This window comes from Pseudomonas putida (assembly GCA_041071465.1).
Lineage (GTDB): Bacteria > Pseudomonadota > Gammaproteobacteria > Pseudomonadales > Pseudomonadaceae > Aquipseudomonas > Aquipseudomonas putida_P.
On sequence record CP163498.1, the window covers coordinates 5,793,421 to 5,806,396 of the forward strand.

Below are 12,976 nucleotides of genomic sequence, written 5' to 3' on the forward strand. Positions count from 1 at the left end.
TAACGCGCCAGCGCCCCGCATCTACTTGGGGGGTTCTGGCAGTCATCAGGGTACCCGTGCAGGCGGCGCGGCCAGGCACAGGCCTGCTGCGCCGCAAAGCAGGCGAGCAGGCGATATGAAACGAATGAAGTGAGGTTCATGAGCTTGCCTCCAACCGGCGGACACCGGCGGCGGCAAGCTACGGCGGAGCATCAGGCTCTGGCGCGGCTTGCCCGACCGAGGCGTCGGGACCGGTGTTCCGGTTCAAGTGCCTGACCTGGCCGTACGGCGGTGGTCAGGCAGCGACTAGATACTGTGTCCATTGAATTCTTCAGTGATTGAAAGTAAGGCCCTTGTCCAGGGCCGGTCGAACTTTATTCAAGCGTAGTATCGAAGTCAACCAGCAAGCAGAACTTTAAATAAGTTTCACCTTGTTTTAATGTTACTTGCTGGCGTGGCCACCATCACTCAAACCTTGAACCGCCCCACCAACGCCGTCATCTCCCCCACCAGGCCCGCTAGCGCCTTGCTCGCTTCGCTGGTCTGCTGCGCTCCCGCCGCTGAATGGTGAGACAGCTCGCGGATATTGAGCAGGTTGCGGTCTACCTCCCGCGCCACTTGGGCCTGCTCTTCGGCCGCACTGGCAATGACCAGGTTGCGCTCGTTGATTTCGCCGATCGCACTGTAAATGCCCTCCAGCACCTGCCCCGAGGCCAGGGTCACCTCCAGTGTCGATTGCGCCCGGTTGGTGCTGGCCTGCATCGAAGCCACCGCCGCCTCGGTGCCGGCTTGCACGCGGGCGATCATCTGCTCGATTTCCTGGGTCGATTGTTGCGTGCGGTAGGCCAGCGTGCGCACCTCGTCTGCCACCACCGCAAAGCCGCGCCCGGCCTCACCGGCGCGGGCGGCTTCGATGGCAGCATTGAGCGCCAGCAGGTTGGTTTGCTCGGACACCGAGCGAATCACTTCCAGTACCTTGCCGATATCCCGCACCTGCCCGACCAACTGTTCCAGATGCGCACTGCTGGTCTGGATCTCGCGGGTCATGGCTTCGGTGCCGTCGATGTTGTCACCGACTTGCCGGCGACTTTGCGCAGCCAGCTGGTTGGACTCGCTGGTGGTTTGCGAGGTGGTGATGGCGTTGCGCGCAACCTCCTCCACGGCCGTGGTCATTTCGGTCACGGCGGTAGCGGCCTGCTCCAGCTCCTGCCCCTGCTGGCGCAGGTTGTTGGCGCTTTGCTCGGTGACCGCATTCAACGCCGTGGCGGCGGCATCCAACTGCTGGGCACAGTGATTGATCTGCCCAAGGGTGTCGCGTTGGCTCTGCTGCATGCGCTGCAGCTCATGGAACAGCTGGCCGATCTCGTTGTTGCCCTGCCCTTGCACCGGTACGCTCAGGTCGCCACCGGCAATGCGCTGAAAATGCCGACCGGCTTCACGCAGCGGGAGCAGCACACGCTGGGCAATGAAAGCCCAGCACAGTGCCGCCAGCAGCAGGGTCACACCCAGCAGGCACAGGCTCAGCAACTGCGCACGGGCCAGACGCCGGTCGGACTCCAGCATGATTTGCTGGCCACGTTCGCTCAGTGCGCCGACCAACTGCTGGCGTAGCCCTTGCAGCCGGCCCATGGCATTGCCGGCATCGCTGTTGACCTTGAAGTACTGCTCCAGCGAACGCTGACGGGTCGCCTCGCGCTGCCCGGCAACCGCCTTGGCGTATTCGGCAAAGGTAGCCTGCAGCTCGAGTGCCAACGTGCGAAGGGCTGGCTCACGGGCATTTTTGACAAACGCATCGACCAGCGCCTGGCTCTTGTCGTTCAGCTCCACCGATAGCGCCATGCGCTTGCCAGCACTCTCGTCATGGCCACCCAACTGCTCGATGAAGCCCGAGGACACATTGGCGCTGGAACGAATCGCCATCAGCAACGCATTGTTCAACCGGTCCGACTGGTGCGCCGTCTGGTCCAGCTCGGTGATCTGCTGGTCGCTGCCCACTGCTGCCCACCAGGCACTGACGGTGGAAAACAGCAGGGTCAGGCTGAACAGCGACAACACCCAGAACATTCCGGTGCGGATCTTCAGGTTGGCAAGCATGCGGGCAGTACTCCTTGTTGGCACCACTTCTGGTCGATGATTCGACGGTGGGTGTGCTGCTATCGGAGTAGCTGGCGCAGGCTTGAGGCGCCGGCATGCGGTTATGGGCGGTAACCGAACAGATTGCGCCGAGGCCAGCCTCAGCGACCGAGAAAGTCGACCACCGCCTCTGTGAAGGCCTGGGGTTGATCCAGCATGACGAAGTGGAAGCTGCCATCGATTCGCTTGAAGCTGATGCCCTGCGTGCCGGCATAGGCATTAGCGAAGGTTGCATCGACGCTGGAGGCAGGTATGCCATACATAGGGTCATAGGCGTATACGACCTCTATCGGCGCCTGGATAGCGCCAAGCTCCGGGCGCAGGTCGGTGGTCATCAGTTCGTGGGTGGCATCGGCTACGGCCTTGCGGTCCGAGCGCAGCGCCGCCGCAACAAGTGCAGGCCGTGCCGCTGCGGTCTTGACCAACCGGTCGATGGCCGTGCGCTGCATCGCTTCGGCCTGCGCTGCAGGGGCCGCCAACATTGCATCGCGGAATGCGGCAGCCTGCGGTGCGGCGGTTTCGGCGGTTGCCCTGGGGTCGATCAGCAACGTGTAGAACGGCAGCGCATCGACGACCATCAGCCGGCCTACCTGCTCAGGATGACGTGCCCCCAGCATCAGCGCGACCTCACCGCCCAGCGAATGGCCAATGATGGCCGGTGCCTCAAGGCGCTGGCTGCGGATGTAGTCGGCTACCGCCTCGGCCACCGGAGCGGCCACGCGCCCGTCCACGGCGGGCACGGCTGGCGAGCCGGCAAAACCCGCGACCTGCACCAGGTGCAGGCGGTGCTGCTGGCGCAGCGTGCTGGCGAGCCCCGCCCATACCTCACGCGATGAGGCCAGCCCCGGGATCAGGATAACGTCCGGCCCAGCGCCTTCGACCTGCACTGAAATACGTTCGCTTGGCGCGGGCTCTGGCTGGCCGGGCGCGGCCAATGCCGAAGACAGCGACAAGCTGGCCCCGATTGCCGCCAGCAGGGTACGTACACGCATGTCAGCCACTCCTTTGACTTCGACTGAGAAAAGCCCGCCACTATAAGACGCGCGACAAGGCATGGGAAAACTATCGTTTGCAACCCGCTGCGCTGCACCGTTAAAGTCAGGGCCTGGGCGCTGGCTGCGCCTGCGGTCCGCGCGAAGGGGTTGCCCGAGCCTTGCGTCAACACATTCCCATACCAGCTCCCGGCTTGTCGGCGGACCGAGCCCCAAAGGAGTTGGCATGCCCGCCATCAATGCATCCCGTCAGCACGGTCTGCTCGACCTGCCCGCCTTGCGCAAACGCGCCAAGCGCTTGCTGAACGCCCTGAACAATCACCAGGCCGAAGACGCCCGCGAGCAATTGCGTACGCTCGGCCTGCCCGGCCCCGACTACCGGCTTGCCGATACCCAATGGCTGGTGGCCCGCGAGGCCGGCTTTGCCAGCTGGCCAAAGCTCAAGGCACATGCCGACGCCGTGGCCTTTGCCGCACGCCACCCCGGTTTTGCCGCCGATGACGAAGCCACCGTGCAGCACTGGCGCTGCGGCAACGACATCGCCCACAGCCTGCGCACCGCCGGGTTTGCCGGTGCATTCCAGATGTTCGACGACCCCATGGTCATGGGCCCGGTACCGGCGTTGCCCGAGGAACGGTACTGGCGGGTGCGTGGAGACTACGTGCAGCAGGCGTTCAACCTGCGGGCGGAGGACGTTGAACAGCGCCAGGCCGCACAGCGAGCGGCGCTGGCCGGCCTGAGCACAGACAGCAAGCTGGTACTGTGGTGCGAGGCCGACGCTTACGACCAGCTGTTCCTGATTCGCGTGCTCGCCAGCCTCCCCGGCCTGCCACGCCGGCTGGAACTGATCGAAGCTGACCAAGTGCCCGGTGTCGAGCGCTTCATCGGCATCGGGCAACTGGCGCCTGACCTGCTGGCCTGGCTGTGGCCACAACGACGTGCACTGGGTGAAGATGCCCTGGCCCTGGCACGCCAGGCATGGGCGGCTTATACCGCGCCGGCGCCACAGGCCTGGGCGGCGCTCGCCGGCCAGCAGCACACGGCTTTGCCTTTGCTGGGCCGGGCACTGGCGCGCCAGCTACAGGAGCTACCGGGAGCGAATGATGGTTTGAGCCTTACCGAACGCCTGTTGTTAGGCGTGCTGGCCTCTCGTGGCGAGCTACCGGCTGGCCGCGTGTTTGGCCAGTTGATGATGCAGGACGATCCGCTGCCTTACCTGGGTGACCTGATGTTCCATGTGCTGCTGCAACCGTTGATCCATGCGCCACAGCCGCTGCTGCTGGAGGGCCCTGGAGAAGCCTGGGCACAACGGCCGTTGCGGCTGACCGCGCTTGCCGAGCAAGTGCTTGCAGGAAAAGCGCACTGGCTTGATCACAACCCCGCGCAGCGCTGGGTTGGCGGGGTACTGATCAATGCGGCAGACAGGCCTTGGGTAGTCAGCGAGCAGGGCGAAGTCTGGCAGCGCACCTAGACCGGTGGGAGCGGCCTCGTGTCGCGTCTACACAAACCGCGCCTTGCCAATCGCTTTCGCTGCGTCCGCCAGGCGTTGGGTAGCCAACCGGATCTCACCCACATCCAGCGAAGCGAACCCCAGGCGCAACGCATTTTCGGCATGGCCAAACGGCGAAAACTGCCGCCCACTGCGCACCACCAGGTCCAGCTCCAGCGCGTTGTCGACCAGCTGATCCACGTTGATCGCATCGGCGAACTTCACCCACAGCGCCAACCCACCTTCGGGTTCCTGTACGGTGATCTGTTCGCCGAACGCGCCATGCAAACACGCCAGCAAGGTTTCGCGGCGCCGACGGTACTCACGGTTGACCCGGCGCAAGTGTTTCTTCAGTTCGCCATCATTGATCAAGTCCGCCAGCATCCGCTGCATCACCGCATCGCCCTGCCCCAAGGTAAGCGTCGACCTACGCTCCAGCACGGCTGTTACCTCCACCGGTGCGACGATGTAGCTGCAACGGAACGTGCTGCCCAAGGGTTTGGACAGTGTGCCGATGTAAATCACATGGCGCTGCTGGCGGTCGCTGGCCAAAGGCAGGTAGGGCCGCCCGGAAAAGTGGTATTCGTAGTCGTAGTCTTCCTCGACCACGCAGAAGTCATGCTGTCGCGCCAGCTCCAACAACTGCTGCCGGCGCCCGGCGGGCAGGCTGACCGTGGTCGGGAACTGGTGATGGGGCGTTATGTACATCATTCGCACCTTGTGCTGCCGGCACAGGGCATCGATCTGATCGACACGGCAACCCTCATGGTCCAGGTCCACGGTTACCAGCCGGGCACCCAGCTGACGGAAAATCTCCCACGCTGGGGGATAGCTCAGGCGCTCGACCAGCACAACGTCACCTGGCTTGAGCAACACGCTGGTTACTAGCGACAGCGACATCTGCACCCCCTGGGTCAGGCAGATATGCTCGGCGCCGACGTTCAGGCTGCGATTGTGCCGCAGCATGTCGGCCAGGGCGGCGCGCAGGTAGAGGCCGCTACAATCGCTACCGTGGCGCACGCTGTTGCTGGTGAAGCTGCTGCGCAAGGCATTGCGGTAATAGCGGTGCAAAACAGCCTGGGGCAGCAGCCGGTGATCACAGGCGCCGTTGTCGAAAAACAAGGCCCCTGGCCGCCCCTGCTGCGCCGCAGCCTGCTCGTTCGCCTTGAAGTAGGCAACGGCGGGCTCCACGGGCAGCGCCAGGGCAAACGGCCTGGCGGCACTCGGCGCGACCAGTGTGCCAGGCGCCAACTGCTGGCTGACGAAGGTGCCCCGACGCTGCACGCTTTGCAGCCAGCCTTTGGTTTCGGCTTCCTCGTAGGCCAGGATCACTGTCTTGCGGTTGACGTTCAGCAACTGCGCCATCTCCCGCGTGCCCGGCAACGGCGTGCCAGGGCGCAGGCGGCCCTCGCTGATCGCGGCCACCAGCCCCTCGACGATCTGCCGGTACGAAGCCTGCGCCCCATCGAGCTTGAGCAGTGGCTGCCATTTACGAAGCTGGACCATATGAATTATCCAAAACTGGAGGTTCTGCTGGTCCTGGACTATAGCAACAATCGAACCTCCAATTGCCCCGAGGTGTTCATGCAAAGCCGCCACGTCATCGAATTGTCGCCCTCGGGCAAAACCTTCGACGCCAGCCACGAACTGCTGCTCGATGCCATGCTCGCCAGCGGGCTGCCGGTACCTTTCTCGTGCCGCCGCGGCGCCTGCGGCTCGTGCAAGGTCAAGGTGGTGTCGGGGCAGTATCAGGACAAGCAGCGGGATGCGGACACACCGGCCCCCTCCTACCCCCTGGCTGCAGACGAAATGCTGTTGTGCCAAAGCCATGCCTGCAGCGACATGCGCCTGGAGATACCCGGCTGGTCGCTGGACACCCCAACCTTGGAAACCCACGCTCAGGTTGTCGGCCAGCGTGCGCTGAGCGCTGATATCGTCGAACTGGTACTGCAGCCTGCTCAGCCGCTGGATGTGCGGGCTGGCCAGTACGTTAGGTTCCAACTGGGCAACGGCGACAGCCGCTGTTTCTCCATTGCCAACCTGCCTGCCCAGCAGCAAGGGCAGTTGGTGTTTCACATCCGCAAGGTCAGCGGTGGCCTGTTCACCGAAGGTCTGCTACCCACCCTGCAAGCAGGTGCTTCGGTAAAGCTCGAAGGCCCGCTGGGCGCCTGTACTTGGCAGCACGATGAGCAACGCCCGCTGGTGCTGTTGGCCACCGGCACAGGCTACGCCGGTATCAAGCCCTTGTTGCTGACTGCCCTGGCTCGCGACGCCGAGGTGGCCCTGTACTGGGGTGGCTCATCGACGGCCGATTTCTACGACCACGCGTTTCTCGACCAGGCCAGTGGGGCGCACCCACACTTTCGCTGGTACCCGGTACTCGCGGGCCAGGCACGCATCCAGCAGGTCGCGCTCGGCCAGCCCCACCACTGGGAAGAAACCCAGGTCTATGCCTGCGGCAATCCCGCGATGATCAGCCAGGCGCGCGAACAATGCGTTGCGGCGGGCGTGCTACCCCATCGCTTTGTCGCCGAGGCCTTTGTCGCCAGCGGCGCGGCGGCCACCCAGGCCTCAGCAGCCAGCACGCTGCACCCTGAACTGGAAAAGGTCGGCCCACGCTACTCGCTGGACGGCATGCTCGCGGCCCGCGAGCAGTCGGTACGGTCCGTGGCCGCTATTGCCAGCCAACTGCAAGTCGGCATGACCACCGCCCAGGCGCTGGAGATGGCCGCGCAAACCCTGCAGGCAATGGGCGCGTCGCACACCTGGCACCCCACCTACATCCGTTTTGGCGACGATACCGTACGCACACCCCGGCAAGGCATTGATCTGCAGCGCGTATTACGTAGCACAGACATTGTCGTGGTCGACGTGGGCCCGGTGTGGGATGGCTATGAGGGCGACTATGGCGACACCTTCGTGTTTGGCCAGCACCCACTGCACCACGCCTGCGTGAAGGCACTGCATGAAGTGTTCGACGAAACCTGCCAGGCCTGGGGGCGTGGGCTGACCGGTCGCGAGCTTTATGACTTCGCCGAGCGCAGTGCCCAGGCCAAAGGCTGGCAGCTGGAGCGCAACCTGGCCGGGCACCGCATCGCAGACTTCCCGCATGTGTTGTATGGCCAGGACAAGCTGGCCGAGGTGGGAATCGTGCCCAGCGAAGTGGTGTGGGTATTGGAGATTCAGTTGTGCCACCCTACCGAGCCGGTCGGGGCATTCTTTGAAGATATCCTGATTGGCGACGCCAGGTCGGCCGTGGCTACGGCTGCTTGATACCACCGTCAGCAAGCAAGGTGCGCGTCAATCAGGCGCGCGACCACTTCGGCAGGCTATGAGCGGCATCGCCGAACACCTCAAGGCAGGCGTACGAGGTGCTGCCTGAGACGCGCGAAATGTAGTGCCCAGGCATGCAAAAAAACTTGATTCAAGCGATGATGAGGCAAAACGCCACCACCCATAAGGACATACCCCGTGGACGCCTCGTCAACCATTCGCAGCATGCTGGCCAACAACCGCATCGTGGTGCCTGCCTATCAACGCGCCTATGCCTGGGATACGCCAGTTGAAGGTTCGACCCGCGCCAGCCAGACACAGGTGTTTCTTTCCGACCTGGAAGCCTACCGCAACAGCCACTCCCGCAGCCCTTATTACTTCGGCCATTTCCTGTTCGAACAGACGCAGGGAGAGTATCGGGTCATCGACGGCCAGCAGCGCCTGACCACGATCACGCTGTTTTTGGCGGCACTGTTCGCGTGCTTGCAAGCCAAACGCGCCCTGACCGAAGATGAGCAGGACTGCTACAAGGACATGATCAGACGGGACAGTCAGATCCGCTTGAAGACGGTCGAATACGACAACCAGATCTTTGTCGATTATGTAATCAACCAATCCAGAACTGTCGCTCCTGCTTCGCTCACCACATCTGCCCAGCGACTCATCAATGGGTTCGACTTCTTCAAAAAGAAGCTGGGGGCTCAGCCTGAAGCGTACCTGACGGACATGCTGCGGATAGTGTCCCAGGCTTCGTGCAGTACGCACCCGGTGCGGGACGAGGCAGAAGCCATTCAGATGTTCATCTTCCAGAACAACCGCGGCAAGCGCCCGTCCAACCTTGAGGTGGTGAAGGCGCAGTTCATGTATGCCATCCACCTTCATGGCGAAGATCAGCAAGCGAAAGACAGCCTGATCGAAGAGGTCCAGCAGCGCTTCGAGACCATCTACAAGTCGATCTCAGCCATTGAATACCGCATCAACGAAGACGACGTGCTGCAGTACACCTTGCGCGTCCATTTCAATACCCTGTGGGAGAGTGGCGCGCTGGAGCGGATTGAGAAAATGCTCGCAGCTGAGGCGCCTCTTGAGTTTGTGCGAGACTTTACCTGCTCGCTGGCCATCAGTTTCGAGCATTTGTCAGAGTTCTTCGGCGATGACGAGCGAAGCAGTTTTCCGATTCACTCACTGGTGAGCTTGGGCGGGATCGCGATTGCATTGCCCTTTATTCTCAAGGCCTATCGTTTTGGCCTTCCCCTGCCGGACAGGAACGCGCTGTGCGTCGCTTTTGAAAGCTTGATCATCCGTCATCGCCTGATTGGTACCCGTGCGGATATCACGTCACGCATCAATGATGTCTACGAGGCCTTTACCAGCGACGCGCCGACGATAGCCCCTATCCTCGCGCGCATCGAGTACCTCAAGACCGTAACCAGCGGCTGGTGGGCTTTTTGGAACAATGAAAGGCTGGCAGAGGCTTTAGAATGGAATATCCGGCATTCCATCGCCAGGCATTTGCTCTGGAAGTATGAAGTCCACCTGGAAGGACAAGGCCAGCGCGGTTACGCGCCACGGCGCAGCAACGACACCGAGCGTCCAGAGCTGGAGCATATCGCGCCCAGCACCGAGCCCGCCGCTCGCCCACATGGTTACGGTACCTACGACGAAACGTTCAAGGGCGAATATCTGAACTGCCTCGGCAATTACTTGCTGCTGTCCAAACCCCACAACTGTGCAGTGGGGAACATCCCATTCAGCGAAAAGCTGGCGACCTATAAGCACACCTTCCAGCAGCGGGAAATCGCTACGTTCGTCAGCGCCGGCGGCCTGTGGGACCGAGATGCAATCCAGGTTCGGCACGATAAAATCGTCGCCGCACTGATGGCTGAGCTTTAAGTAACCGATAGACACCACATGGAATTGAAAAATGCTTCAATGGCCCGCCCACTCAAAGATCACTTGCTTTAATGCAAAAAATGAAGTCATCGCCGACTCTGCTCGCAGCAGGCTGGATTTGGCAGACTCGCTGATGTTGCACCACGACCACAAGAAGCCATTAACTTGTCACATTGAGGTTCTCACCAGGTCGGCCGACTGGACCACCTGGAACTCAGTCAATGTGAAAAGGATTGAAGACCATATCGTCTACGACCTTGAATTTGACGGTTACCAGGTAAAAATCGAACGCGTCAGCAAGCCCAGCAGAACGTTGTGCAGCAAACCCTTCCGGTGGCAGCTCGAAATAAGCGTTGAAGAAGACAACGCGCTTGCGCTGGATAAAAAGCCTATCGGCACGCGTTTCAAGGTGGCTCGAAGCGATGCCTCGGTCAAAACCATTCAAACCACTATCGAGAAGGTGTTCGGTTTACCCCATGGCTCCGTTTGTTTACTGACGCCCGATGGCCAAAACGCCAATTTGCGCACCTCCATAAAAAACCTGAGGAGCAAATGGAAACAGAGCTAACGCTTACCCCCTGTCGGCGCCCTTGCCGCGGGCTAGCGTAAGCAAGGGCGCAGGTAGAGACTCCGCGGTTGCCGATTCAGGCGCCGAGTGAACCCAGCACGCGTTGCAGCGTGTCCCGAGTGGCTTGCGTACACGCCTGCATCGGCTGGCGCAACTCGTCTGCAATCAGGTTTTGCAACCGCAGCGCCGCCTTCACCACGGCCGGGTTTGGCTCGGCAAAGGCCACCTTGATCCACGGCAGCAACTGGTAGAACGTGCCACGCGCAGCCGCCCAATCGCCGCGGTCGACCTGCTGCAACATGCGCACATACAGGTCGGCGCGCACATGCGCGGAGGCTGAAATGGCCCCGGCACCGCCCAGGCACAGGTTGTTGAAGATCTGCAGGTCTTCACCGGCCAGCACCTGGGCGTGGCCGTCCTCGATCAGGGCCATGGTGGTCTCGCTGTCACCACTGCAGTCCTTCACGGCCGCAATGCGCGGGTGGCGCACGATGAGTGAGGTGCACGCACAGTTGTAACCAATAACTGGAGGCTGAAGGATGGTGCAGGGTGCCGCGAAACGAGGGGCAAAGCCCTTGCCAGATCGCAAAGCTCTGGCACCCTGCAAAACAGTGCAGGCATCGCAAACCCCCGCCATGCTCACCATTCCTCAGCAACCTCACATAACCTGCTGGGCTGAGTGATTCCCTCCTTGGGTATTACCTAAATAATAACTTTTACATTTCTCGCGGTTAGCTTCGCAAGAATGTAAGGCTCACTTCCCGCACAGCCCTTAGCTTTATCTAAAAGTTTTGGATTCGGGTCCCGGCCCACAACCCAATCACATCATAAAGCAACCAGCTGGCCAGGCTTTTACCAATATTAGACGCGAAATCAGGGCTGATACCTGTAGGGGATGCCCCTCGGGCAATGAGATCCAGATACAATCGCACCGGAATCACGGGCATGGGTGCCACTGCACACGGACCCAAAAGCAGTAAATAGCTTGATGGCGTTTGTAAAATAAGATTCTGGAGCTGTGAAAAGTCAATGGGATAAGAACCAGACTTGCCAACCACATGCCCGCCATGGAGGCGCTTTGCTTGAATGAGCGAAGCGCGGCTCGTGAATGGCTGATTCCCCACGTCATGCGCCTCAAAAACAAGGCATATATCTGTTGAAAATTTCTTCGCAGCTAAATGAGGATTACCCTCTTCGAATTTCCCGACGATCCGATAGCTCAGCTCAAACTCGAGGTGTTCATTCTGTTTGCGTTGACTGGCAAGCAATGAGACTTGATCGTTTATGTTTTTGAATATTGCTGCGAGCTTTTCGAAAAGCATCGCCACATGGGTTTCTTCTCCACTGCCCCCAGTCTTTGGAACCCAGTGACTGTAGTTGGCCGCACCTGCTTCGAACTCAGCCTCGATCAGACGCTCGATCGTTGCGTCCGCCAACCAAGTCCTCGGGGGAGCGCCACAGTTGGAAGATGTCGACAGGTTCAGTCGAATAGATTGGGCCTGCTGCAGAAGCTGAGCGGCGTCGGGGGCTTGTTCGATCAAGCCGCGCACGGCTTCGGCGCGTAGCCTTACCAGTGAGTCAGGGTGGCTCGCCATCTCAGACAAGGCCTCACCCACTTGATTGCCCCAAACCTCAAGTACTGCAAAAATAATAGCGCGATCATGGTCAACATGACCGAACCATAAAAGCAGTTCGGTCACCGCCATTCTTAACGAGCGATTGTTTCCAACAGCGTCTCTGAGCTGACGACGCCAAGCGGCCTCTGATTCTGCGCATAGGCTATTCAGCCTGAGCTTCGGCCTCGGGCCGTGTGGATCGAACCGGACAAATGAGAGTTTCTCCCAGGCCAAGGTCACGTCCGCCGGCAATGCCACGCTGACATGTTCTCTGTCACCCCACAGAAGAAGCAGAAGTTGAACCCACGGACATTTCGGAGTCCACTTATACGCAAGATTCGAAAACGCTTGAACATTGTCAGCGGATGACGGGTTGCGATCAGTGAGCGTCAATGCCCTGATCAAAAGTGGGCGGAGGTAAACCGGGTTGCCGCAGAGCATGGCTAAACCCTTCAGCTGCCACACTCCACTGGAATAATCATCGACATAGCAGGCGACCGCTTGATCGAGGAGCGCTGGGCTGCTCACAAGTAATGGCCATTCGTCGAGTAGCGATGCAAACCCAAAGAATTCACTATTAGTTTTACGAAAACAAGATAACGCTTTATCTGCTAGCGCCTTTTCAAAATCCGACCAATTATCGTTTACAAACCACTCGACTTTTTCACGAAAAAATTCAAGCGCCTCTAAATCACCCTCGCTTTTTTTCAGCTTCGCCAACAAATACTGCCTTATTGAAAGCGCATGGGTCGCGTCAAAGCCCAGGCTGAGAACACCTCGCTCAACGGATTCCCTAAGCGATACCCAGTCCAGCTCCGGGGGTGCCAATTGATTACTGAAGTACGCGATGGTTTCGGCTTCGTACTGCGCTAGACATAGACGGGAGAAGTGTTTTTCACTTATTTCCTCGCCATCTGTACCCACTGGATTCATAAGATCGTCAGTCATTACACTTCCTTGATTTCCATCATGCATGGCGCTTGACATCCCATCCTTCAAGTAAAATATTCGGTGACTACCAACACGATTGCAA

General features: G+C 60.3%; 8 protein-coding genes and 1 pseudogene. 4 read left to right on the forward strand and 5 right to left on the reverse strand.

Translation table 11 applies throughout. From position 1 onward, the window contains the following. Window positions 1-447: 447 nt before the first annotated feature. Window positions 448-2,073, reverse strand: a complete 1,626-nt coding sequence (locus tag AB5975_26610) for a methyl-accepting chemotaxis protein (protein ID XDR19994.1) — start codon at window positions 2,071-2,073, stop codon at window positions 448-450. A 140-nt stretch (window positions 2,074-2,213) separates the two neighbouring features. Continuing rightward, the gene (locus tag AB5975_26615; protein ID XDR19995.1) at window positions 2,214-3,104 is read right to left on the reverse strand and encodes an alpha/beta fold hydrolase; all 891 of its coding nucleotides are present in this window, start codon (window positions 3,102-3,104) and stop codon (window positions 2,214-2,216) included. A gap of 226 nt (window positions 3,105-3,330) precedes the next feature. Here AB5975_26615 and AB5975_26620 point away from each other — a divergent pair, with 226 nt between their 5' ends. Next, a complete protein-coding gene (locus tag AB5975_26620; GenBank protein XDR19996.1) occupies window positions 3,331-4,575 on the forward strand; it encodes a DUF1835 domain-containing protein in 1,245 nt (414 codons plus the stop codon). 27 nt (window positions 4,576-4,602) lie between these two features. Here the strand turns inward: AB5975_26620 and AB5975_26625 are convergent, their stop codons facing one another. Further along, on the reverse strand, window positions 4,603-6,099 hold the full coding sequence (locus AB5975_26625) for a PLP-dependent aminotransferase family protein (GenBank protein ID XDR19997.1): 1,497 nt from the start codon (window positions 6,097-6,099) through the stop codon (window positions 4,603-4,605). On the opposite strand from AB5975_26625, the gene AB5975_26630 reads away from it, so the two are divergent. The 3 genes from AB5975_26630 to AB5975_26640 all read left to right on the forward strand — a co-directional run bounded on the left by AB5975_26630 (window position 6,100) and on the right by AB5975_26640 (window position 10,327). Further along, window positions 6,100-7,866, forward strand: coding sequence for a M24 family metallopeptidase (locus AB5975_26630; GenBank protein XDR19998.1), 1,767 nt, complete (start codon window positions 6,100-6,102; stop codon window positions 7,864-7,866). Between the two features lie 198 nt (window positions 7,867-8,064). After that, complete coding sequence (locus tag AB5975_26635) at window positions 8,065-9,759, forward strand: DUF262 domain-containing HNH endonuclease family protein (GenBank protein ID XDR19999.1); 1,695 nt, start codon at window positions 8,065-8,067, stop codon at window positions 9,757-9,759. A 31-nt stretch (window positions 9,760-9,790) separates the two neighbouring features. Continuing rightward, on the forward strand, window positions 9,791-10,327 hold the full coding sequence (locus AB5975_26640) for a hypothetical protein (GenBank protein XDR20000.1): 537 nt from the start codon (window positions 9,791-9,793) through the stop codon (window positions 10,325-10,327). Between the two features lie 76 nt (window positions 10,328-10,403). On the opposite strand, the pseudogene AB5975_26645 reads toward AB5975_26640, so the two are convergent. Together AB5975_26645 and AB5975_26650 are read right to left on the reverse strand one after the other, a co-directional pair. Then, window positions 10,404-10,820, reverse strand: a pseudogene (locus AB5975_26645) (dihydrodipicolinate synthase family protein). Window positions 10,821-11,109: 289 nt separating this feature from the next. After that, window positions 11,110-12,891, reverse strand: a complete 1,782-nt coding sequence (locus AB5975_26650; GenBank protein ID XDR20001.1) for a hypothetical protein — start codon at window positions 12,889-12,891, stop codon at window positions 11,110-11,112. Window positions 12,892-12,976: the final 85 nt, after the last annotated feature.